This window comes from Mucilaginibacter sp. SJ (assembly GCF_028993635.1).
GTDB lineage: Bacteria > Bacteroidota > Bacteroidia > Sphingobacteriales > Sphingobacteriaceae > Mucilaginibacter.
The window spans coordinates 2960542-2985756 of sequence record NZ_CP118631.1 but is presented as its reverse complement, the minus strand read 5'-3'; the positions used below and the strand labels follow the sequence as shown (position 1 = coordinate 2985756).

The window sequence follows — 25215 nt, the reverse complement described above, 5'->3', positions numbered from 1 at the left end:
AAGCGCAAATAAATTGCAAATTTGCATACTGCATTATTATTATTCAGTTAACCCCCGTTTAACTATGAGTGATAGAACTATTCTGGTTTGGTTTAGAAATGACTTGCGCATAAATGATAACGAAATTTTGTTAGAAGCTGTACGCAAGGCTGATAAAATACTGCCGGTTTATTGTTTTGATCCTTATTATTTTCAGCATACCGAAAGCGGCGCTTCAAAAACAGGGGATTTCAGGGCGAGGTTCCTTTTAGAGGCCGTTGCCGATCTCCGCAAAAATTTACAGGATTTTGGTGCCGAATTGATCATCCGCATCGGTAATCCTGCCGATGTGATCCCCCAGCTTGCCCAGGAATACCAGGTAAATGAAGTTTACCATCACCGTGAAGTAGCTTACGAAGAAACAAATATCTCCGAGCAGGTTGAAACCGCCCTATGGAAAATGAGGCTTAACCTCAAGCATTTCATCGGTCATACCATGTATCATAAGGAAGATCTTCCTTTCCCGATAAAGGATATCCCGGATAGTTTCGCGGTTTTTAAAAAGAAGGTGGAACGTGACAGTAATGTTCGCCCATGCGTACCCAAACCCGATCATATCAGCGTTCCGGAAATTACCGATGCCGGCGAATTACCAACCTTGCAACAATTAGGTTTAAACGAGCCTGTTGACGATATGCGCGCTACCGAATATTTTCAGGGGGGCGAAACAGCGGCTTTGGTGCAAATGCATAAGTGTTTTGCCAATGCAGACCAGTTGCTGAAACAAAAAAATGGCCGTAACGGTTCTGATTGCTCTTCAAAACTTTCTCCATGGATTTCGATAGGATGTATCTCGCCGAGGCAGGTTTACTGGGAAATTCAGAAGTATGGCAGTAATAGCAGCCTGTTAAAGCTTGAATTGCTTTGGCGCGATTACTTCAGGTTTATGTTTAAAAAACATGGCCAAAAATTTATCAAAGCTAAAGACGAAGCTCAGGGCACTGACCTTGCACCGGACGCCGACCTGTTGCTCCAAAAATGGAAAAACGGTGAAACAGGAGTTCCCCTTATTGATGCAGCAATGCATGAACTTAATGCTACGGGCTATATCAGTAATCAAAACCGGCAGGTAGTAGCGGGCTATTTGGTAAATACCCTCAAAGCCGACTGGGTACAGGGGGCTGCTTATTTTGAAGAAAAGCTTATTGATTATTCGCCGGCGAGCAATTGGGGCAACTGGGCCTTTATTGCCGGTGTTAACGATGCTAAGGAAAGCAAATACGCTATAGTTACCAAGCTGCCCAAAGAGCTTGAAGCCAAAACCGATTTTGTGAATACCTGGCAGCCATCATCCATAGATGAAGCCGGGGATTTGGTTAGGACTTAAATATTATCTGTATCAAAATATTTTATATCCGTTTCAAAACAACACGCCATAATTTGAGTTTTCACCCCAATGGGTAAAATAAGCCTAATAATGGCTAAATTTCTTTACAATTAATTATGAAGTATATAGCGGTATATCATTACTTTTGTACCGTTTTAAAGATCAGTTTCACATGGATCGTCTCAATTATATAAATAGCGGAAACGCTGCCTACATATCTTCCCTATACGAACAATACAAACAGGAACCGGAATCGGTTGATTTTGGATGGCAAAAATTCTTTGAAGGATTTGATTTTGGTAAAGATACCGATGCTGCCGGAGCAATTGCACCTGCTGTCGTTGGTGAAGCTACTCCTGAACATTTTTTAAAGGAAATTAACGTATTAAACATGATAGATGGTTACCGCTCGCGCGGGCATTTGTTTGCAAAAACAAACCCCGTTCGCGAACGCCGCCATTATTACCCTGGCAAGGAGCTTGAAACTTTTGGTTTGAGCGAAGCTGACCTTGATACCGTTTTTAACGCCGGTGTTGAAGTTGGTTTAGGTGCCGCCAAATTGCGCGATATCCGCCAACTGCTTGAAGATACTTACTGCCGTTCAATAGGTACGGAATATAAATACATCCGCAATCCCATTAAAATAAAATGGTTTGAAGAGCGGATGGAAAGCCGTCGCAATGCTCCTTCTTTCACCCTTGATGAAAAGAAGGAAATGCTTAACAAGCTGAATGAGGCTGTAACTTTCGAAAACTTTTTAGGCACTAAATTCCTTGGCCAAAAACGTTTTTCACTGGAAGGAGCCGAGGCGCTGATCCCATCCATGGACTCGGTAATAAAAAAAGGCGCCGATCTGGGTATCGAGGAGTTTATCATCGGTATGGCGCACCGCGGGCGTTTGAACGTGTTAACCAACATCATGGAGAAAACCTATAAAGAGGTATTCTCTGAGTTTGAAGGTAAAAACTACGATTCTGAATCGCCTTTTGGTGGTGACGTGAAATACCACTTAGGTTTTTCAACCGACGTGCTTACCAAAAACGGAAAAAAAGTTCACCTGAGCCTTTGTCCTAACCCATCGCACCTGGAAGCTGTTGACCCGGTTGTAGAAGGTATTACCCGTTCAAAAATCGACTTTAAATATGGCGGCGATCATTCAAAGATCGCTCCGATCCTGATCCATGGCGACGCTTCAATTGCCGGTCAGGGTATAGTATATGAAGTTTTACAAATGGAAAAGCTGGATGGCTACCGCACAGGCGGCACCATTCACCTGGTTATCAACAACCAGATAGGTTTTACCACCAACTATAAAGACGCCCGTTCAAGTACCTATTGTACCGACGTTGCCAAAACTGTGCTTTCGCCGGTTTTTCACGTAAACGGTGATGATGTTGAGGCTCTGGCGTACGTGGTAAACCTGGCTATGGAATACAGGCAGATCTTTAATGAGGATGTATTTATCGATATCCTTTGCTATCGCCGTTATGGCCATAACGAAGCTGATGAGCCTAAATTCACCCAGCCGCTGTTATACAAAGCTATCGATGCGCACCCTAATCCGTTAAAGATTTACAATCAGAAACTCATAGATGAAGGTAGCATAGATGCTGAATTCTTGAAATCTATCGAAAAAACCTTCAAAGATGAGTTACAGCAAAAGCTGGACGAAGTAAAATCAGAAGAAAGGTTTACTGATACCATTGCCATGTTTGAAGGTGCCTGGAGCGGTTTACACCTGGCAAGCCATAAAGAACTTGTAAAAGCTATTGATACGTCAGTAGCCGAAGAAACTATATTAGAGATTGGTAATAAGATCACCGTTTTACCACCAAACAAAGAGTTCTTCAAGAAAATTGAGAAACTGTTTGAAGACCGCAGCGCTATGGTAAACAAAACCAAAGTGTTTGACTGGGCCATGGGCGAATTGCTTGCTTATGGGACTTTGTTAAAAGAAGGCTACCCGATCAGGTTAAGTGGTGAAGACGTAAAACGTGGTACTTTCTCGCATCGCCATGCGGTATTGACGCTGGTTGATTCGGAAGATGAATTTACACCGCTTGCATCCATTAACCCCGAAGCTAAACTGAGCATCTATAACTCTTTATTATCTGAGTATGGTGTTTTAGGTTTTGAATACGGTTATGCGCTTGCAAACCCAACTGCTTTAACCATTTGGGAAGCCCAGTTTGGTGACTTCTTTAATGGTGCGCAGATCATTGTTGATCAGTACATCGCCAGCGCCGAAACTAAATGGCAGCGTGGTAATGGTTTGGTAATGTTGCTGCCTCACGGTTATGAAGGCCAGGGCCCTGAGCACTCATCTGCACGCGTTGAACGTTTTATGGAGCTTTGTGCCGATGATAATATCCAGGTAGCTAATTGTACTACTCCTGCCAACTTCTTCCATATCTTAAGGCGTCAGATGCACCGTGACTTCCGCAAGCCATTGATCATCTTTACTCCAAAAAGCTTGTTGCGCAGTCCTAAATGTGTATCGCCGATCGAAGATTTTACCAGCGGTAAGTTCCACGAATTGATAGATGATACTTACGCTGATCCTAAAAAGGTAAAACGTGTACTGTTATGTACAGGTAAGGTTTACTATGACCTACTCGACAAACAACAGGCTGATAACCGTAAGGATGTAGCTATTGTACGCGTAGAGCAGCTTTATCCTACTCCGGTTACCCAAATCCTGAAAATTAAAGCCAAATATGAAAAGGCCGAGTTTATATGGGTACAGGAAGAGCCTGAAAATATGGGTGCATGGCCTTACATTTGCCGTAAGTTCCACAACGATAAGCTGATTAATTTGAGCGTTATTTCGAGGATAGAAGGCAGCAGTACTGCAACCGGTTTTGCCAAGCAGCACGCCGCCCAGCAGTTATACATAGTTTCAAAAGCTTTCGAGGCTCCTGCCGGTAAAGCGGTTAAAGAAGCTGTTAAAAAAACAACAAAGAAAATGGCTGATGCCGGTGCTGATTGATCCGTCAATTAAGTATCCTGATATAGTCCATTAAAAAAAATATAAAATCTACAATACTACAATATGAGCTTAGCGATTAAGGTGCCTACCGTAGGCGAATCAATTACTGAAGTAACCCTTTCGAGCTGGAAAAAGAAAGACGGCGACCACGTTGAAATGGACGAGGTTATTGCCGAACTTGAGTCAGACAAGGCTACTTTTGAGCTTACTGCCGAAAAAGCCGGTACTTTAAAAATCGTTGCCAATGAAGGCGATGTGCTATCAATTGGCGCTGTTGTTGCCAATATTGAAGACGGAGGCGCTGAAGCTGCTGCTCCCGCGGCACAACCACAGCCAGAAGTGGTAGCGAACGGTCCTGCTCCGGCCCCTGTTGCTGCCGCTCCGGCTGCAGCATCTGTTGAAATTAAAGTGCCGCCGGTAGGTGAATCTATCACCGAGGTTACTTTATCCCGCTGGATTAAGAAAGACGGCGACGCTGTTGCTATGGATGAAGCCGTTGCTGAACTGGAATCAGATAAAGCTACTTTTGAACTTACCGCCGAAAAAGCAGGTACATTAAAAACAATCGCTAAAGAAGGCGATGTGTTAGCTATTGGTACCGTAGTTTGTACTATTGAAGGTGCAGGCGCTTCACAACCTGCAGTTACCCCGGTAACCCCGGCTGTAGTGAACGCTGCCGATGAATCGCCACGTGGTGGTGCAGCTGCCGAAAGTGCTAAAACTTATGCATCAGGTACGCCATCACCGGCTGCCGCCAAAATATTAGCCGAAAAAGGTGTTGATCCAAAATCAGTATCAGGTTCAGGTGTTGACGGCCGTATCACTAAAGGTGATGCCCTTGGCGCGCAAGCTCCGGTAGCTAAACCAACTGCTTCGGCTGCTCAGCCTGCTGCTACCGCTCCGGTTGCAACTTCTACAGGTGGCGCCAGGGACGAAAAACGCGAGAAAATGACCTCACTGCGTAAAACCGTTGCTAAACGTTTAGTATCGGTTAAAAATGAAACGGCAATGCTTACCACCTTTAACGAGGTTGATATGCAGCCGATCATGGAATTACGCGGTAAATACAAAGATAAATTCAAAGAGAAACATGGTGTGGGCTTAGGTTTCATGTCGTTCTTCACCAAAGCTGTTACTGAAGCTTTGAAAGATTGGCCGGCCGTTGGCGCTCGTATTGAAGGAGAAGAAATTGTGTATAGCAATTTTGCTGATATCTCCATCGCTGTTTCTGCCCCTAAGGGTTTGGTTGTTCCGGTTATCCGCAATGCTGATAGCATGAGCCTTGCCGAAATTGAGAAAGCCATTGTGGTACTTGCCGGTAAAGCCCGCGAAAATAAACTGACCATCCCTGAAATGACCGGCGGCACATTTACCATTACCAATGGTGGTGTGTTTGGTTCGATGTTATCGACGCCGATCATTAATGCGCCTCAATCGGCCATTTTGGGTATGCATAATATCATTGAGCGCCCGGTAGCAGTAAACGGACAGGTTGTGATCCGCCCGATGATGTACCTTGCCCTGTCATATGATCACCGCATCATCGACGGTCGTGAATCGGTAAGCTTCCTGGTAAGGGTTAAGCAATTGCTTGAAGATCCTGCAAGGTTGTTGTTAGGTGTATAACCCTGCAAAAACTTTATAAAAGAGATCCCGGTAGGTTTTCCCTCCGGGATTTTTTTTGTGTAATAGGTTTTGCAAGGTTTTGAAATTTGTCAGGTGATTAGAAGTAGCGACGAACCAAGTACAACTAATCTCTGACCTCCAACCTCGAATCTCTAAAAGGACCTCTTTACAACCCTCTTAAGCACCAATAAATTTTGCCCGTTAAGGCTATAACCGCTAATGTTGTTTTGATAAAGGTTTACCAGTTTATCATAGTATAATACCACAACCGGCGATTGCTCCATCATGAGGTTATCCATCTGGCGGTAGATGGCAAAGCGTTTTTCGTCATCTTTTACCTGGTAGGTTTGCTCAAAAAGCTCATCGAACTTTTTATTGTTAAACCCGGTATAATTTGGGCCGAAAGGGATTTTGTTTTTGGAATAAAAAACTGAAAGGTAGTTTTCGGCATCGGGATAATCGGCTATCCACGAACCATAAAAAAAGTTGATGCCGTTTTTTGAGATCAGTTCGCGCAGGCTGGCGCCCTGGGTTATCTCTACATTTGTTTTTATACCAATGCGTTCCAATTGGCCTTGTACATACTCAATTAAACTGCGGTAACCAACGGTGGTAGCCAGGGTAATTTCGGGCATGTTTTTACCATTGGGGTAACCGGCATCGCGAAGCAGGCAACGTGCTTTTTCGGGATCGTAGGTATATCCTTTTATCCCTGTGCCGTTAAAGCCGGGCATGCCTTCGGGCACAAAACCTCCGTAGCCCGGTGTACCCATACTGTTGCGGAGGTATTTGATCATCTTTTCGCGGTCGATGGCGTAGTTGATGGCCTGCCTGATCTTAAGTATTTTTAAAGGGGATTTTTTTACAATAGGTAAAGTGGTATCCACCAGCATACCCAGGTAAATGGTGTTCAGGTAAGGAGCGGTATTGAGTATAAACTTGCCCTTATATTTTTGCGTTACCTTGCCTGCTTTAGTGAGGATATCATCGCGATAGCTGCCGTCGATATCATTCAAAAAATCGATATTCTTTTTTACAAACTCCAGAAACGAAGTCTGCTTATCAGCAATAAAGGTAGAACGGATGGCATCCAGGTAGGGGAGGCGGTTGCCTTTTTCGTCTTTTTCCCAGTAATGCTCATTTTTTAAAAATACCAGTACTTCGCCTTCTTTCCAGTATTTAAACCTGAAAGGGCCGGTGCCTACCGGGTGGCTCCTGAAGTCCTTGCCGTAAAACTCAACCACTTCTTTGGGTACTACGGAGCAATATTGTGCCGTGAGTAAGCTTAAAAAGGGAGCGAAAGGCTGTTTAAGCCTGATTTGGAAAGTACTGTCATTAGGTGCCATGAAGGCGCTTTTGTCCTTTACCTTATCACTGAAGATCCATGAGCCGGATGAAGCAACTTTAGGATCGATCAAACGACTAAAACTATAGGCAAAATCTGAGGCCACTGCCTTTCGACCTGTACCATTTGCAAAATGAGGGTCGTCATGAAAATATACATCATTACGCAGATGGAAGGTATATAATAAACCATCAGCTGATGTTTCCCAGCTTTTGGCTATACAGGGAATGGTTTTTAAACTATCGTTGATCTGGACCAGACCGTTGTAAAGCTGGTTGTCCATCCAAATAGTATAATGGTTGCGGCAAAAAGCCGGATCAAGCGAGGTAAGGCCCTCTTCAAGATTGATATTAAAAACGGTTTTGTGCTGATCGGGAGAAGTATCCGTATGGCAGGAACAAAGCTGAATGGAGAATAATACAAAAAGGTAAGTGATCAGCTTATTCATTTAAGCTAATATATCAAATATCACGATATCAGAGTGGGTTATTAGTCGATTATTGCGCAGGGATGATTGATTGCCGAAAGTAAAAGTTGTGCGACTGTTCGAAATTAAAAGCTAAACAGTCGCATACTCAATTTACGCATCAATACCGGTCAATCCCTTATAAAAATGTTTGGCATAACCTGCTATCAGCACATCGTGATCATTCCCGTTAATAATACGACGGGCGTTGATCCAGTCGGCATGGGTGGCGTCAAAATATTTGCCTAAGCCAACGCCGGTAAACATGCCTTTTGTCATACCTTCAATCATAATGTTGGCAGCTACATCAGGTTGAAGCGCCAATTCGGGATGGTTAAGCAGGTCGAGGTGTAAATGCTTGCCCATGGCGTCATAGTTCTCGTACCAGGTTAATTGTACAAAACCGCGGCCATAATAAAGCTGATCGGGCGTTGTATAAGGAACACGGTGACCAGGCCCCCCGCCCATTTTAAATTTTTCGCCATAGGGATGACCTTTGCCTTTGCCAAATTCATTTATCGGCTGCATAGTGCCTGCGCATTCATGGTAAACGGTGCCTAACATGTAGGCTACCTTACGCTGATCGGTAACGCCGGCATCTGCTGCGGCTTTTAAAATTGCTTCGATGCCATCAACCTGGCTTTGTGAAATGTGGCCTTTAAATACAGACGCACGGATAGTATCATAAAATTCTTTTGTACCTGGCATGATAATGAAATTTAGGTATTAGTAATAAAATTAATTGCTGTAAACGGATGTTTCAGATTAAAAAAGTATGGAAGATTTAGGTAAATATAAATATTCACGTTTGGAATACCAAGGCTGATATTCAAAGAGTTGGGCCGGGATTTTCAAGGCAATTCCGGCATTGGTTGAGAAAGGCCTAAAGTAGGAGTATGTTTATAAAGCAAATTTTAAAGTGCCCGTTTTATTACACGAGCACTTTAAATTAAAACCGCTCTTTTAAAAACTTGCCCGTATAGCTGTCTTTTTGTTTTAGAAGGTCTTCAGGAACGCCTTCAAATACTACTTTACCACCGCGGTCGCCGCCTTCCGGGCCAATATCGATAACCCAGTCTGCACATTTGATCACATCCATGTTATGCTCAATAACAATGATGGTATTGCCATGATCAAGCAGGGCATCAAATGATTTCAGCAGTTTTTTAATATCAGCAAAGTGCAAACCGGTGGTAGGCTCGTCAAAGATGAATAGCGTTTTATTGGTGTTGTTGCCTTTTACCAGGAACGATGCAAGCTTAATACGCTGTGCCTCGCCACCTGACAAGGTATTTGACGACTGCCCCAACTGAACATATCCCAAACCAACATCAACCAGCGGTTTTATTTTGGCGATGATCTTTGGCTCTTTGGCAAAAAACTCAACTGCCTCATCGATGGTCATGTTCAGGATCTCCGATACGTTTTTTTCTTTGTATTGGATATCTAAAATATGCTGCTTAAAACGATGGCCCCCGCAGGTTTCGCAGGTAAGAAAGATATCTGCCATAAACTGCATCTCTATCTTAACCTCACCTTCACCCTGGCAAACATCGCAACGGCCGCCTTCAACGTTAAATGAAAACGCCGAAGGTTTCAGCCCTGCAGCTTTTGCTGCCGGCTGAGCGGCGTACAGGTTTCGGATCTCGTCCCAGGCTTTAACATAAGTAACCGGGTTTGAGCGCGATGAACGGCCTATTGGGTTTTGGTCAACCAGTTCAATCTGTTCAATTTTGCTGTAATCGCCATCAATGGCATCATATGAGCCTGTTTGTTCGCCCGAATAATTGCCCAATGCCTTTTGAACGGCCGGGGCAAGGATGCGTTTTACCAAACTGGTTTTGCCCGAGCCGGATACGCCGGTAACAACAGTAAGCACGCCTAACGGAAATTTGGCGGTGACATGTTTCAGGTTGTTTTCGCGCGCGCCTTTTATTTCGATAAAATCGTGCCATTTGCGGCGGCTTGCGGGGATAGCTATTTCTTCCCTGCCGCTCAGGTATTTGCCGGTGAGACTTTTATCGTCTTTTATAATTTCGTTATAAGTACCGGTAAAAATCAGCTCGCCGCCATGGGTACCGGCCTCCGGACCAATATCAATAATATGATCGGCAGCTTTCATGATCTCTTCCTCATGCTCAACAACCAATACGGTGTTACCCACATCGCGGAGGGATTTTAATACGCTGATCAGCCTTTGGGTATCACGCGGGTGCAAACCGATGCTTGGCTCATCCAAAACATACACGGAACCTACCAGGCTGCTGCCCAATGACGTAGCGAGGTTGATTCGCTGCGACTCCCCGCCTGATAATGTATTTGATAAACGATTGAGCGTTAAATAGCTCAAGCCCACATCATTTAAAAAGCCGAGGCGGTTGGTTATTTCCATTAGCAAGCGTTTGCCGATTTTGGCCTCAGTTTCACTGAGTTCAAGCGATTTAAAAAATTCAAAGGCTTTATCCAGCGGCATCAGTACCACATCGGTTATCGACTTTTTATTGATCTTTACGTACGAGGCATCCATTCGTAATCGGCTGCCCTTACATTCCGGGCAGGTAGTTTTGCCCCTGTATCGCGACAGCAAAACACGGTACTGGATCTTATACGTTTGTTCTTCCATTTCTTTGAAAAACTCGTCAAGACCACGGAAAAACTTATTGCCGGTCCAGAGCAGGCGCTGCTCTTTTTCGGTTAGTTGATTGTATTGACGGTGGATAGGGAAGTCGAACTTTAAGGCATGTCTTACCAGCGCATCGTTCCATTCGCGCATTTTTTCGCCGCGCCAGGGCGCAATGGCTCCCTCATAAATAGATTTACTTTTATCCGGGATAACCAGGTCTTCATCAATACCGATCACCTTGCCATAACCTTCGCACTTTTTGCAGGCACCGTACGGATTATTAAAGCTGAAGAAGTTTGGCGTAGGCTCTTCAAACTTCAATCCGTCTAACTCAAAACGGTCGCAAAAAAAGCGCTCATGCTCGGTATCGTTGTCAGGTTCCTGGAAACGAACAAAACAATCGCCCTTGCCTTCAAAAAAGGCAGTCTGTATGGAGTCGCCTAAGCGGCTAATAGTTTCGTCTTCCTCATTCTTGGTAACGCGGTCAACAACTATGCGTACTGCAATTTGCTGATCAATTTCGGTAGTTTCTGCAGCTCCCTTTTTTGCCTTTGTTTTTTTGATCTCGACAATTGGTTCAGCCGCCATTAAAGGAACGTTCTCCACTGTTTCATCCTCTAATAAAGATTCGATACGCGAAAGTTTGCCATTGTATTCAACGCGAACAAAACCTTTTTGCATCAATACGGCAAGCTCCTCTTTAAGGCTCCGGTTATTGTGCGGGTGCAATGGAGCAAGAATGGTTACCTGGGTTTCGTTAGGCAATGAAAGCACAAAGTTAACCACATCGGTCACTGAGTCTTTTTTTACGATATTGCCTGATATGGGCGATATCGTTTTACCGATACGTGAGAAAAGCAGTTTTAAATAATCGTAGATCTCGGTTGAAGTACCAACAGTTGAACGTGGGTTTGAGGTAATTACCTTTTGCTCAATAGCTATAGCCGGTGCAATGCCTTTAATATAATCAACATCGGGCTTGTTCATACGGCCCAAAAACTGGCGGGCGTATGATGAAAGGCTTTCCACATAGCGGCGCTGGCCTTCGGCGTACAAAGTATCGAAAGCGAGCGATGATTTGCCCGAACCCGACATGCCGGTAACTACCACCAGTTTATTTTTGGGAATAGCCACATCAAGGTTTTTAAGGTTGTGTACCCTTGCGCCTTTTATGATAATATGTTTTTGCGGATCTTTTTCTGCTTCTTTACTCATTCTATTGAATTAGTTCATAGTTGATGGTTGATGGATCATAGTAGGACGCTTTGCAGGTTAGTGGCGCAAAATTTATACCATGAACCATGATCTATTAACCATGAACTTTTTGCGAATGCAAAAATCCTAAAAAATTTAGCAGAATCCAAATGGGTTTTAATTGTTTATTGGATTAAACTGCGTGAAATATTGGAGTTTACAGTTTGCTGACTTTTTAAAACTTAATGTTGTTTTAACAACTACTTTTTAAAAAATTTATTTTGGCGAATGATTAAACCTTCGGTATTAAAAATAAGTCTAACGGAAGTGTGCCAAATAAATGATGGTTTTATAGGTAATTATACCGATTAATAGTAAAGTAGGACGCAAAAAAAAAAATTTTATTTGTTTTTTTACCAATAATTTATTTTATTTGAACAAACAAATCTTTAACCCCTAAGGAGCACGCTATAGAATATACTTTACTTTAAAAGGTTTTAACTAAAAATTAAGTTTTAAGTAGTACTTTCTATGGATTTTCAATTGAAGAGTGATCAGGATCTAATCCATCTATATGTAGCCGGCGACGAAGCCGGTTTAGTAGAATTGATAAGGCGTTACCAATCAAAAATATATACCTCAATTTACCTGCTGGTAAAAGACGAATACCTTGCCGAAGATATTTTTCAGGATGCATTTATAAAGGTGATTAACACACTTAAAGCCGGTAAATATAATGAAGAAGGTAAATTTTTGCCCTGGGTAACCCGTATTGCACATAACCTGGTGATTGACCATTTCCGCCGTGAAAAACGTGCGCCTATGATCAGCAATGGCGATGATTTCGATATTTTTGAAGTGCTTGGTAATTATGATGAAAGTACCGAGGATAAAATGGTTAGGGATCAAACCCATAAGGATCTTAAAGCACTGATCCAACTGCTTCCATCCGAACAAAAGGAGGTGCTCATTATGCGCCACTTTGGCGATATGAGTTTTAAAGAGATTGCCGATATTACCGATGTTAGTATCAATACCGCTCTTGGCCGTATGCGCTATGCCCTTAATAACCTCCGCAAAATGATGCAGAGCAAAGAGCTAAGCCTGAAAAATTAGCTTTTTAGTATAAGAGATTAGCGATAAAAGGTTAGGATATTATTGTTTAGGTTAAACCGGATAATAATATTCTAACCTTATTTTTTGTATAAAATTCTGATATTGTTTCATTAGTTGCTGATATAAAGTTATTTACTGTTGCAATAACGTAATTCATAGCTTCCGGCGGCTAATTTCTTTAAATAAAAATTTCATTTAATTTTCATTTAACAAAATATTATCTTTAAGCCACCGTTATAAACCATATAAAAATTATAGTAAAATAAGCTTATGGATGAAACCTTTACAAAAACGTTAAATGCATTAGCTAACGAAGCTGAAATGAACAGGAACGCACAAGAAAATCTGGACGCCGACGAAGTGATTTTTTACAATTCAATTCGTGCTGATTTGGACCTGCTGATCAGGAAACCCAAAGTGCAAACTATACACCAGATCCTGGATTATTCAAAAAGCTTACGTTAGTATTTATTGCGGATTCCCCCACTGGTTCATAGATCATGATTGTTGAAAAGGTTACCGATGCGAATCGAAAAACCCAAACCCAATAAGTGATTTATGAACCTTTCTATTTTAAGATGGCTTATGGTTGATGGATCATAGTTCATGGTTTTTTATTGTTGTGAATATCTATACTTTTGGACAGGATCGCCATTGCGTTAAGCTGGGTGCTTGAACCATGATCCATGAACTATCAACCATGAACTAAAAATGTTAAAAGCCGAACGCTATCGCTATTTTGTTGATTATTTTTCTAAAAACCAGCCTAACCCGGTTACTGAGCTGCACTATAATAACCCATTTCAGTTATTGGTGGCCGTTATACTTTCGGCACAGTGTACTGATAAACGGATTAACCAGGTAACGCCTGCACTGTTTGAGCGTTTTCCTACTCCGCAAGACCTGGCTGCCGCAACATCCGACGAAGTTTTTGCATATATCCGGTCTGTAAGTTATCCTAATAATAAAGCCAAACATTTGGTAGGCATGGGCAAAATGCTCATGGAAGTTTTTGACGGCGAAGTACCTTCCGGGATCGAAAACCTGCAAAAATTACCAGGTGTAGGCCGTAAAACAGCCAATGTGATCGCTTCGGTTATTTTTGAAGAACCAGCCATGGCTGTTGATACGCATGTTTTTAGGGTGGCCAACCGCATTGGCTTAACCAATAATGCCCGTACCCCGCTGGCGGTTGAAAGGCAGCTGGTCCAAAATATCCCTAAAGAATATATAGGTGTTGCACATCACTGGCTTATATTGCATGGGCGCTATATTTGTTTGGCGCGCAGCCCTAAATGCGATATTTGTCCGCTAACGTGGTTTTGTCGCTATTATGAGCGCAATAATACAGAAGCCGCGCTGCAAAGGCTTGAAGCTGCAAAACTTAAGAAGGCCAAAGAAGCTAAAAAGAAAAAGGCCCTTAATATTATAGGTAAGGAATTGAAGAAGAGAAGTGTGGATAAAGGTTGATTAGGTGGGTAGTTGATTAAGTGAATAGTTGCTTATCTTCGCCAATACTAACCTAATTAACTACTCACTTAATGAACCATTCACATAAAAAATAAATTACTAAAAAAATTAGTATTTTTAAAAAATGTAATTATATTTGTTGAAGAAATTAATACGATGGCTAACATAGATAAAAATAGCGCTGATAAATTGAAGGCATTACAGCTTACGTTAGATAAGCTGGAAAAATCATACGGTAAAGGTACCATCATGAAATTGGGCGAATCCGTAGTTGAACAAACTGAAGTTATATCAACCGGCTCATTAGGGCTTGATATTGCTTTGGGAGTTAACGGTTTGCCTAAAGGAAGGATCATTGAGATCTACGGGCCTGAATCGTCAGGTAAAACAACTTTGGCTATCCATGCCATTGCCGAATCGCAAAAGAACGGTGGTATTGCCGCCTTTATTGATGCGGAGCATGCTTTCGATCGTTTTTATGCCAAGAAATTAGGCGTGGATGTTGAAAACCTGCTGATCTCCCAGCCTGATAATGGTGAACAGGCACTGGAAATTGCCGATAACCTGATCCGTTCGGGCGCTATTGATATTTTGGTTATCGACTCTGTTGCGGCATTGGTTCCTAAAGCCGAGATAGAAGGCGAAATGGGCGATTCAAAAATGGGCCTGCATGCACGTTTAATGTCACAGGCATTACGTAAGCTAACCGGCACTATCAGCAAAACAGGATGCTGCTGTATCTTTATTAACCAGCTGCGCGATAAGATCGGTGTTATGTTTGGTAACCCTGAAACCACTACCGGTGGTAATGCATTGAAATTTTATGCTTCGGTACGTTTGGATGTACGCCGTATCTCCCAAATTAAAGACACCGATGAGGTTTCCGGTAACCGCGTAAAGGTTAAGATCGTTAAGAATAAAGTTGCCCCTCCGTTCCGTGTTGCCGAGTTTGATATCATGTTTGGCGAAGGTATTTCAAAGGCCGGTGAGATCATTGACCTGGGTGTTGAATATAACATCATCAAAAAAGCAGGTTCATGGTTTAGTTATGGTGAAACCCGTTTAGGCCAGGGCCGCGATGCTGTTAAACAACTGATCCTTGATAACCCCGAGCTACAGGAAGAGTTGGAAAATAAGATCAAAGAAACGGTAACCGGCGAAAGCATGGAAGAAGTATAATTGGGATTATACTGATTGATTGTGTGATTTCACTGATAAACTAAACTAATACAACAAAAGCCTTCTATGCGGAAGGCTTTTGTTGTAAAATATAAACTGCCGCGGGTTTAGCGCAGCGTAACCCGTGGTGTAATATCATTTAAGCTTTCAGCTTAAATAACACTAACAACCTAACCTAAATTGATGAGCCGCAACTATAAATTCCACAACCAGGAGTTTCCTTATTTTGTAACCTTTACCGTTGTTAAATGGATAGATGTATTTACAAGAAATTGAATACAGGGATATCCTTGTTGAAAGCCTCAAATACTGTATCAAAAACAAAGGCCTTAAATTATACGCATGGGTTATCATGAGCAATCATGTGCATTTAATTATTGGAACAATGATAAGCCAATGCAGGATATTTTAAGGGACATTAAAAGGCATACTTCCAAAACCATTTTAAAAGCGATTCAGGGAAACTTACAGGAAAGCAGGCGCGATTGGTTGCTTTGGTTCTTTGAACGCGAAGACCGGAATAATCCGGGTAACGAGTATTTTCAATTTTGGCAGGCAGGGAACCATCCTATAGAATTGTTTGGTGATAAAATGATTGATCAAAAACTCCATTACCTGCATAATAATCCTGTTATCGCAGGTTGGGTTGATAAGCCAGAACATTTTCTTTATAGTAGTGCCAGGGATTATGCGGATGATAAAGGCTTGATTGATATTGAATTGATGTGTTGATTTATAACATGATTTAAGCTGGAAGCTTAAATCATGTTACACCACGGGTTACGCTGCGCTAAACCCGCGGCAGTAGTGTAGCAGTGCAAACCGCACTCAACCCGCGGCAAGTACTATGTTAGCAATTGTTCCCGTTTTTCCGCAAAAAGAATATCTTTATCACCGCATAAACCGGAAAAAGCTATGGGATCATCAAAAGAGATTGTTACAAATATGTTTGCTTCAGGTGGTATTACCGTGAATGGCAATAACCCATGGGACTTACAGGTACACAATCCTAAATTGTATGATCGTGTGCTGGCAGGAGGGTCCTTGGGTTTTGGGGAAGCCTACATGGAAGGCTGGTGGGATTGTGAAGCGCTTGACGAATTCTTTTTCCGCGTCCAGTATCACCGGGTTGATAAAATGATCCCGCGCGACTTAAATACGCTTAAATACTTTCTCAAGGCAAAATTTAGTAATCAGCAAACCAAATCAAAGGCTAAGGAGGTTGCACATAAACATTATGATATTGGCAACGACCTTTTTGAGTTGATGCTTGATAAGCGGATGATATACTCCTGTGCCTATTGGGAAACTGCACAAACATTGGATGAGGCCCAGGAAGCTAAGCTTGATCTGATTTGCCGCAAACTAAAATTGGAACCCGGCATGAGCTTGCTTGATATAGGCTGCGGATGGGGCGGTCTTCTTCAATATGCAGCCGAAAAGTATGGCGTAAAAGGAATTGGTGTAACCCTTTCAGAAGAGCAGGCCATTATTGCAAAGGAGATTAACAAAGGTTTACCTGTGGAGATCAGGGTGCAGGATTATCGCGATGTACATGAAAAATTCGACAGGATAGTTTCTGTCGGGATGCTTGAACATGTTGGCTATCGTAATTATCGCATCTTTATGGAAAGGGTAAACGAAAATTTAGCAGATGACGGTATTTGCCTGCTTCATACCATAGGCGGTAATTACTCAACTAAAGTTACCGATCCCTGGATTGCAAAATACATATTTCCGAATGGTATGCTGCCATCGGCAGCACAGCTCTCAACAGCATGGCAGGGCTTATTTATTTTGGAAGATTGGCATAACTTCGGCATATATTACGACCGAACCTGTATGGAGTGGCGTAAAAAATTTGAGCAAAGCTGGCCGCAGCTTAATGCTAAATATGGTGATACTTTTTACCGCATGTGGCGCTACTATCTTAGTGCAAGCGCTGCATCCTTCCGCTCAAGAAAAAACCATTTATGGCATATTGTTTTAACCAAGCCAAAGCATCTGGGATTGTACAAATCAATAAGATAAGCCCCTTCTTTTCATTAATCAAATAAATGACGTAAAAGTACGTATTCAATAAACGTGTTTTTACTTGCTTGAAAATCAAGTATTTGGATTTACTTTATTGTGTTTTAGGAAATTTCCCAAATACTTACAATATGTTGCCATCACGTTTGAACAGGCCCCTGTATTTTTACAGGAAGCTTATCCCTGCTGTTTTAATCTCATTAATGCTGTGCAGTTGTTACACTGCCCGTGTCGAAACAAAGGCGCAGGCTGGGTCAGAGGTATCGCACCAGAATGTAAACTTCTTTTTTTGGGGGGCTATCCAAAGCCCCAAGCGAATCGTTACTCCTATATGTGATTCCCTTGGCTCCAATGGTATGGCCGAAGTTACGGTGAAGAATAATTTTGGTTATTCCTTGCTTACTGTTGTAACCTTAGGTATCTGGAGCCCTGCAAGGGTAGAGTGGAAATGCGGTAAACCTTGCGCCAAAGATGGCGTAATCAAATAAGCGGCTATGAAAGTTATTAAAACAGGGGTCAGCAGTTGGGAAAACCGGCACGAAACTTTTACAGAGCAAATTAAAGATCTGTATGAATTGGGCAACGAAGACAATCTTGATGCCCTTGAAGGTTATAATGACGCTACCAAAGGGCTTCAAAACCTGATTAAAGAAGCTATTGAGACCGATACCCCGTTACGATCATTAGGCGCAGGCTGGTCATGGACAAAAATAGCTACCGTTAAAGATGGCGTGATGCTGGATACCAAGCCGCTTAATACCCGGTTTACTGTTGCAGATACCGCCGTAAACCCGGCTTATACAGGCAACAAAGGACAGTTACTTTTTGCACAAAGTGGCAATGGCATCTGGGAGCTCGGCGCGTTTCTGAAAAACAGGGGCATGTCACTTAAAACTTCCGGCGCCAGCAACGGACAAACCATAGCCGGTGCGGTTAGCACAGGAACTCATGGCTCGGCGTTTGATTTTGGTGCTACACCAGATTTTGTAGTAGGGCTCCATATTGTAGTAAGTCCCGACAGGCATATCTGGTTGGAAAGGGCTTCCGCGCCCGTTGTAGCGCAACGGTTTATGGATCTGCTACAGACAGAACTGGTGCAGGACGATGAACTTTTCAACGCCGCTTTGGTGAGTTTTGGGAGCTTTGGTATTATACATGGTGTATTAATGGAAACAGAGCCCTTGTTTTTATTAGAAACTTATGTACAGCGATTGCCCTATGATGCCGAACTTCAGGGTATGATGTCAACACTTGATTTTAGCGATACCGACAAGCTGCCATGTGGCAACGAGCGTCCATGCCATTTTTCGGTGTTGCTTAACCCGTACGATCTGGACAAAGGGGCCTTTGTAACCACTATGTATAAGCGCCCGTATCGTACCAACTATCAGCCCCCGGTTGATAATGCGGCAGGGATCGGCCCGGGAGATGATGCCGCCAGTTTTATAGGTACTATTACTGATGCTGTGCCCGCTTTGGTTCCGGTTGTAGTTACCAAGGTGTTAAATACCAGTATGACAACTAATACTGATCCTCATTTTGGTACGCTGGGCGAAATTTTTAGCAATACCACGTTAAGAGGCAAACTATTGAGCTCTGCCATTGGTTTCCCGGCAGAGCTTTCGCCAAGGGTTGCCGATTTGATGTTGAAGATCAATAAAGATATCGGCCCTTTCAGCGGTGTATTTTCATTCAGGTTTGTTAAACAAACCAAAGCCACATTGGGCTTTACCCGGTTTGAACATACCTGCATTATGGAGTTAGACGCGCCGCTATCAGACAAAGCTTATAACTTTTATACCCAGGTATGGCTGATGCTTGAGCATGAAAATATCCCCTTTACATTTCATTGGGGCAAAGCCAACGAAATTACCCCGCAACGCATCCAAAGAATGTATGGCGATGCAGCTACCCGATGGATCAACGCCCGGAAAACTCTGCTCAATGCTGATTGTCAAAAAGTTTTTACCAATCCAATTACGCAGCAATGGGGGCTGGCCTGAAATATGTAAATCCGGCGAAGGCAGTAATATACTGTCTGCTCTTTGTATGTTGCTTCGTGGTGAAGTTGAAAGCCCAGACCACTGGGCAGGTTATCGATGAGATAAAAGCGATAAACAATAAAGTAACCAATTGGCCTAATAGTAACGGACAGGGAATGTTGATCTCCAACAAGGCGATGAACATTTTCCTGTCAAATAAAGTGAGTTCTTATCTCTCGGGTAACGAGGATCTTTCACTCTATAAAAACTATGTTAATATCAATGCCGCCGAAGGGACGATCAGCATCAATCACAATTTTCACCAGCCCATTGATAGTGATGATTGGGTAAGATCATTTGTTGTAGTAGGAGCAAGGGTAAATATTGCCAACGCATATTCGGCAAAAAGTGCTAACAGGTATTATGATAATCAACTTGGTTTTACCATTCATAAAACATGGATGGGAAAACCGAAAACTTATTATGCAGCCAATAGTGATTTTAAGAAAGAGGTGGATGCTGCCCGGGCATTAATGGTAAATACAATCGCTCAAAGTATCAAAAAAAAAGCCGAAGAGTTTGAGCTATCTCTTAATCTTTTGAAACAGGAGGAGGTATCTGGACAGAATCTAACTGAGGTTAAAAGCAAACTCAGGAAAACTTTTTACGCTTCGCTCCGCACTGATTATCTTCAACAATTTTCTGAACAGCAATCAGATCTATTGGTAAATACAGGTAATTATGACCTCATAACTGATAACTGGACAAGCCTGGGCGTTTACATCCCGGTTATACCACAAAAATTTATGGTGAGCAATGATGTTAATACACAGGTTAACAGATACTACAATTATCCGCTCGAATTATTTATTAGTCATACCCGTTTCTGGGAAAGCCCCAAATTGGGCAGGTTCTTTTTAACTTTTGCCGGTAAAGGTTTTGTGAATAACGCGGTACAAAGTGGGTCACTATTCAGTACTGATGTAACAGGAGCACAGGGACTGGATGGAACAAATACCGTCACCATTAATAATGGCGACCGGTACATAGGCCAATACAAAAATTTTATAACACCCCTCGCGGCAGGTAAGTTGGTGTATATCCCCGGAACCTCGCATGTTGGCATTAGCTTCCGGATCGAAAAAAACTGGGGGACTTATAAGGCGCTCAACTCTATCATCGGGATCCCTATTGTATTGATCGATAAAAAAGGAGTCCCGGCCATAAATTTTGAAGCACAACTTTTGCTTCAGGATATGAATAATTCCTTAAAAGATACCCGATTGCCTTACAATAAAACAGCAATCGGGTTAACGATAGGGATCCCGTTTAGTAAAATTGTTTACTAAACAAGTTTGCTCATCTCCTCTAAAACCGCTCTTTTCAAAGCCATGATATAACCGGTATGCAAACCATCATGGAAAGGCAAAAAACGAATACCATCTTCTATATTGCTCAAGGTAACACCATAACGGGTTGTCATCGGTTGATAGTTTGCAAAAATACCTGCCTGATAATCTTCCTCCAGCTTATCAACAGTTGAAATAAGCAGCTCTTTTACCTCAGCAATATCATCGGCATTAATAAAACCTTGCGGCTTTGTTTCGGGGCGGTAGGGGGTATAGTATTTGTCATCAACTACAATGGGCACACCAGCGCGGGTATAGCAAATACCTTGTTGGCCAGAAATCATATGCGCCAGGTTCCAGATCAGGTTGTTATTAAACCCTGCCGGGATGTGGTTAAATTGTTCGGGGCTAAGATCTTTAACAACGTTTAACAGCATCAGGCGCGGTTTTTTGATAACTTCAAATTCTTGTTTCATTTTATATGGGAAGGGTTAACGCTTAACAGCCATGCTAAATTATGAAGATTGTGGTATGTTTTTCGTCAAATTATCACATCGCCGCTGCCAACGTTTTATGGCTTATATCTTTTATCATACCTTTGCCCATTCATTTACTCATCCATTTTAATGCAGGATACCTCTTTAAATAGTACGCCGGTAAAATATAACAAGCCAATAATTTATTTTTTACTGTTGTGGGCTTTGCTAAATGCCGTACAGGCATTTACCCTTGAGATCCATGCGGATGAGGCCTACTATTGGGTTTATTCCCGCTTTTTAGACTGGGGGTATTATGATCATCCGCCAATGGTAGCCGTTTTTATTAAAGCAGGTTACAGCCTTATTCATAATGAATTTGGGGTGAGGCTCTTTACGGTGATCAGTACTACCGCATCTTTATACCTGATGTGGATGATGCTAAAGCGCTATAAGGTTGATGCCATTAACTTTATACTGGTGATTTCGGGCATCTTTGTATTCCATATTTATGGTTTTACTACCACCCCAGATGCGCCGCTGCTGTTTTTCACTGTGCTGTTCCTTTATTTTTATCAGCAGTATATCGAAAAAGATAGTTTAAAACTGGCTATGATATTAGGTGTTGTTATAGCTTGCCTGCTGTATAGCAAGTACCATGGCATTTTGTTGGTTGCTTTCACGCTTGTATCTAATATAAAATTACTTAAGCGGGGATCTTTTTACGGCATTGTATTGCTGGCACTCGCTTTATATGCACCGCATATCATTTGGCAGGCAAAACACGGCTTCCCATCCTTAAGTTATCACTTATCCGAACGCTCAAACGAGCAATATAACTTTGAATATACTTACGTGTACCCTTTAGGGCAACTGCTGATGGCTGGTCCGCTGATTGGCTGGCTATTATTTTATAAGGGGTTTACTGCAAAAGTTCAGGATACTTTTACCCGGGCCCTTTTAGTTAACGCTATCGGGATTCTGGCATTCTTTTTCCTTACATCGTTTAAAGGAGAGGTTCAACTGCATTGGACACTGATCGCTTACGTTCCGCTGGCTATGATGGTGCTTATCCGCTTTACGCAGCCCGGGGCAAAACCTAAATGGTTTAACCGCTTGGCTGTGATCAATATTGTCATGATAGTTATCTTACGTGTAGCGCTCATAATTGCTTTTCCTCCCTTGTTAAAAGTTGATGCCATGCGCAGCTTTTTTGGTTTTAAAGATTGGGCCCATCTTATTCATGAAAAGGCCGGAGATAATTTTGTGATTTTTAACGAGGGGTTCCAGAACCCGTCGAAATATAATTTCTACAACAATACCACACGTGGGTTTGATTACGATGCCCGTTACTATCGCCGTACTCAGTATGATATCTGGCCTATTGAGGATAGCATTCAGCATAAAAGGGTTTATGTGGTAAACAATACCTTTCCGGATCGCGCCATTAGTACCGATTCTATGAAAATTTACGCAGGTACCTGGTATGGTGGCTGGGTTGATGATGTCCGCACCTATCAGAAGATCGATTTTCAGGTGGAATCTTATAAAGAAATCCTGGCGCCCGGACAGAAAAAGGATTTTGATCTCACTTTCAAAAACCCATACCCTTTTCCCATCAGTTTTACTAATACCAACCAAAAACACAAGGCGTTTTTAGAGGCATGCTTTTTCAAGGGTATCAACCAGGTAGGTATGCAGCAATCTGACGATAGGTTTAACCGTATTTCACTAAAAACCGGCGAGACCGGGCATTTTAAATTTAACGTGACCGCCCCAATGCAACCTGGTAAGTACGAACTGATCTTCTCCATCCGTACCGAACCATTTCCGGGAGGCCGTAATAATAAGATCATCAACATTACAGTAAAATAATAAATCAACTATGTTTAAACGGATATATTTTTTAGTTCTTTTTTCGATCATAACCACTACTGCCACCCTTGCACAGGGTAGCCTTGATATCCATTTTAACGGTTTGGGCTTTATGGATAACCGTGAGTATAAAGACTTTGTTGCCCGCTCACGCACCTATTCGGGCGTACGTACTGCGCTTGACCTGGGCTTGAATATCGATAGTATGAACCACTTTATTGTGGGGGTTAACGGCATTCACGAGTTTGGCGCAAAACCATATTTTTTGAAAGTTAACCCGGTTGCCTATTACAGCTTTACCGGTAAAAACTGGCTGTTCAATGCCGGTGCTTTCCCGCGCGAGGGTTTGCTGGATGATTATCCACGGGCTTTATTGAACGATACATTACGCTACTACCGCCCCAATGTTGAGGGTTTGCTTACTCGTTTTCATAATGCCCATTTTACCGAAACTGCCTGGATTGACTGGGTAAGCCGCCAAACAGTTACCGACCGCGAGCAGTTCCTGTTCGGCTTTTCGGGTAAATATCGGCCAGCCTTAACCGGGCCCTTTTATGTATCGCACTATTTTTTGCTGATGCATGATGCAGGAGCAGAGGTGCTTTTACCAGATGACCACATCCAGGATAATGGTGGCGGACAAATAAGATTGGGGCTCGACTTAAGTCATAAAACCATTTTAGATTCGTTATCTATTGAGGCAGGCGGCATGATGTCGTTTGAGCGGGTACGGGGTGTCGATGGTTTTCACAAACCTGCAGGCTTTGTAGCAAATGCTTATTTAAGCTGGAAACGTTTTGCTTTGTTTGATGAATTTTACAAGGGGCAGGGCAGTCACATTATTTATGGCGACGCGTTTTTTGAAAAGAAAACTTACAACAGGCTTGATATTATTTACACGCCGTTTTTATACAAGCGGGTAAAAGGACAGTTTATATTAAGCCTGCACCAAACACCAGGGTACAGCAGCAATCAGGAGGCCTTCAGGATAACGGTTGACCTGGGCCGCCAGACTTTGGTAAGGTTTAAGGATTGATTTGAAATATAGAAACTGTCATTTCGACGAACACTGAAGGAAATGTGTGGGGCGTGAGGAGAAATCTTATACGCCCTGTTTTAAACCGAGCGTAATTGCTTTGTATGGCGTAGGAGATTTCTCTTTCGCCCCGGAGCTTGCACCACCGCTGCTCAATCGAAATGACATAGTTTCTGTTATTGGAATTTGTTAACCTTTATAACACATATATTTATCATCCATGCAATTAAAAAAACAACTATTAATTTTTGCAGTACTACTGTTGGCGGCACCTGCAAGGCTGCTTGCACAAGACAACCAGTTTTCGGGCTGGGCGGCTATTTTTCACAGCCAAAAATTATCCGAACATTGGGGCTATTCGTTCGACGGGCAATTGCGCTCGCATGATGAAGTAAGTTATCTAAAGCATATCCTGCTCCGTCCTTCGGCTAATTATTATTTTGCCAAAAACAAGGTTGGAGCCTTGGGTTATGCCTATATAGCTACCTATGGCCGCAATGCCAGCGACGATAAAACTTTCCGCCCGGAACACCGCATCTGGCAGCAGTACACATATACCCATAAGCTTACCAAACATGTGCAACTGGCACATCGTTTTAGGTTAGAGCAGCGTTTTTTAGGGAATACTGCCGCTAATAAAAATGACCGTTATTTTGCCCAGCGTTTCAGGTATTTTGCCCGCGCGGTGATCCCAATGAAACCAGATTCGGATGTATTTACAGAAGGTACTTTCCTCGCCCTGCAAAACGAGGCTTTTGTAAACGTGCAAAATAAGAACAAGGTAAATAAACACTTTTTTGATCAAAACCGCGCTTATGTAGCCGTTGGTTATCGCTTCAGCAAATCATTTGATGCCGAAGCGGGTTATCTTAATCAATACATTAAACAAGCCGATGCTTATGTGGTAAATCATGTAGCACAGCTGGCTTTTTATACAAGGTTTTAATAAATAAGCGATTTCTAAGGCTATGCTCTTGAGAGGGGGCGCGAAGGGATTGTGCGGTAGCAGGGGTGTGTACCTACGATTGGCTTTTTGAAAGCAGAGACACACCCCTACACCCCTCTCAAGAGGGGAATCGCGCAAGTCCGCCG

General features: G+C 42.5%; 19 protein-coding genes. 15 read left to right on the top strand and 4 right to left on the bottom strand.

Translation table 11 applies throughout. From position 1 onward, the window contains the following. Positions 1–64 precede the first annotated feature (64 nt). The 3 genes from MusilaSJ_RS11935 (at position 65) to odhB (ending at position 5981) form a co-directional block, all read left to right on the top strand. Entirely contained in the window at positions 65–1366 is a 1302-nt protein-coding gene (locus tag MusilaSJ_RS11935) for a DASH family cryptochrome (RefSeq protein WP_274990151.1), read from the top strand. 172 nt (positions 1367–1538) lie between these two features. Next, positions 1539–4355: a 2-oxoglutarate dehydrogenase E1 component gene (locus MusilaSJ_RS11930; protein WP_274990150.1), complete on the top strand. Its 2817-nt coding sequence runs from the start codon at positions 1539–1541 to the stop codon at positions 4353–4355. Between the two features lie 63 nt (positions 4356–4418). Then, positions 4419–5981 (top strand): 2-oxoglutarate dehydrogenase complex dihydrolipoyllysine-residue succinyltransferase, encoded by a 1563-nt coding sequence (gene odhB / locus MusilaSJ_RS11925; protein ID WP_274990149.1) that lies wholly within the window; start codon positions 4419–4421, stop codon positions 5979–5981. Between the two features lie 152 nt (positions 5982–6133). Here the strand turns inward: odhB and MusilaSJ_RS11920 are convergent, their stop codons facing one another. The 3 genes from MusilaSJ_RS11920 to uvrA all read right to left on the bottom strand — a co-directional run bounded on the left by MusilaSJ_RS11920 (position 6134) and on the right by uvrA (position 11630). Then, a complete protein-coding gene (locus MusilaSJ_RS11920; RefSeq protein ID WP_274990148.1) occupies positions 6134–7774 on the bottom strand; it encodes an ABC transporter substrate-binding protein in 1641 nt (546 codons plus the stop codon). Positions 7775–7906: 132 nt separating this feature from the next. Beyond that, a complete protein-coding gene (locus MusilaSJ_RS11915) occupies positions 7907–8500 on the bottom strand; it encodes a glycoside hydrolase family 19 protein (protein ID WP_274990147.1) in 594 nt (197 codons plus the stop codon). A 241-nt stretch (positions 8501–8741) separates the two neighbouring features. After that, positions 8742–11630: an excinuclease ABC subunit UvrA gene (gene uvrA, locus MusilaSJ_RS11910; RefSeq protein WP_274990146.1), complete on the bottom strand. Its 2889-nt coding sequence runs from the start codon at positions 11628–11630 to the stop codon at positions 8742–8744. Positions 11631–12140: 510 nt separating this feature from the next. Between uvrA and MusilaSJ_RS11905 the strand changes: the two genes are divergently transcribed. The 9 genes from MusilaSJ_RS11905 (at position 12141) to MusilaSJ_RS11865 (ending at position 20736) form a co-directional block, all read left to right on the top strand. Then, positions 12141–12725, top strand: coding sequence for an RNA polymerase sigma factor (locus MusilaSJ_RS11905; RefSeq protein ID WP_090534404.1), 585 nt, complete (start codon positions 12141–12143; stop codon positions 12723–12725). 270 nt (positions 12726–12995) lie between these two features. Continuing rightward, on the top strand, positions 12996–13190 hold the full coding sequence (locus tag MusilaSJ_RS11900; RefSeq protein ID WP_090534406.1) for a hypothetical protein: 195 nt from the start codon (positions 12996–12998) through the stop codon (positions 13188–13190). A 246-nt stretch (positions 13191–13436) separates the two neighbouring features. Further along, positions 13437–14195, top strand: a complete 759-nt coding sequence (gene nth, locus MusilaSJ_RS11895) for an endonuclease III (protein WP_274990145.1) — start codon at positions 13437–13439, stop codon at positions 14193–14195. A gap of 156 nt (positions 14196–14351) precedes the next feature. Beyond that, positions 14352–15374 (top strand): recombinase RecA, encoded by a 1023-nt coding sequence (gene recA, locus MusilaSJ_RS11890; RefSeq protein ID WP_090534412.1) that lies wholly within the window; start codon positions 14352–14354, stop codon positions 15372–15374. 342 nt (positions 15375–15716) lie between these two features. Beyond that, positions 15717–16106, top strand: a complete 390-nt coding sequence (locus MusilaSJ_RS11885) for a hypothetical protein (RefSeq protein ID WP_274990144.1) — start codon at positions 15717–15719, stop codon at positions 16104–16106. A 183-nt stretch (positions 16107–16289) separates the two neighbouring features. Further along, positions 16290–17405, top strand: a complete 1116-nt coding sequence (cfa, locus tag MusilaSJ_RS11880) for a cyclopropane fatty acyl phospholipid synthase (RefSeq protein ID WP_274990143.1) — start codon at positions 16290–16292, stop codon at positions 17403–17405. A gap of 203 nt (positions 17406–17608) precedes the next feature. Further along, a complete protein-coding gene (locus MusilaSJ_RS11875; RefSeq protein WP_143020878.1) occupies positions 17609–17893 on the top strand; it encodes a Bor/Iss family lipoprotein in 285 nt (94 codons plus the stop codon). A 6-nt stretch (positions 17894–17899) separates the two neighbouring features. Then, positions 17900–19408, top strand: a complete 1509-nt coding sequence (locus MusilaSJ_RS11870) for an FAD-binding protein (RefSeq protein ID WP_274990142.1) — start codon at positions 17900–17902, stop codon at positions 19406–19408. 56 nt (positions 19409–19464) lie between these two features. After that, positions 19465–20736, top strand: a complete 1272-nt coding sequence (locus MusilaSJ_RS11865; RefSeq protein ID WP_274990141.1) for a hypothetical protein — start codon at positions 19465–19467, stop codon at positions 20734–20736. On the opposite strand, the gene MusilaSJ_RS11860 is transcribed toward MusilaSJ_RS11865, so the two are convergent. Beyond that, entirely contained in the window at positions 20733–21212 is a 480-nt protein-coding gene (locus MusilaSJ_RS11860; RefSeq protein WP_274990140.1) for a DinB family protein, read from the bottom strand. The genes MusilaSJ_RS11865 and MusilaSJ_RS11860 overlap by 4 nt on opposite strands. Before the next feature lie 150 nt (positions 21213–21362). Here MusilaSJ_RS11860 and MusilaSJ_RS11855 point away from each other — a divergent pair, with 150 nt between their 5' ends. From MusilaSJ_RS11855 to MusilaSJ_RS11845, 3 genes are all read left to right on the top strand, one after another. Next, positions 21363–23087 carry an ArnT family glycosyltransferase gene (locus tag MusilaSJ_RS11855; RefSeq protein WP_274990139.1) on the top strand — a complete coding sequence of 575 codons (1725 nt, stop codon included), beginning with the start codon at positions 21363–21365 and terminating at the stop codon, positions 23085–23087. Between the two features lie 10 nt (positions 23088–23097). Next, positions 23098–24123, top strand: a complete 1026-nt coding sequence (locus MusilaSJ_RS11850; protein WP_274990138.1) for a lipid A deacylase — start codon at positions 23098–23100, stop codon at positions 24121–24123. A 220-nt stretch (positions 24124–24343) separates the two neighbouring features. Beyond that, positions 24344–25069 (top strand): DUF2490 domain-containing protein, encoded by a 726-nt coding sequence (locus MusilaSJ_RS11845; RefSeq protein WP_274990137.1) that lies wholly within the window; start codon positions 24344–24346, stop codon positions 25067–25069. Positions 25070–25215 lie beyond the last annotated feature (146 nt).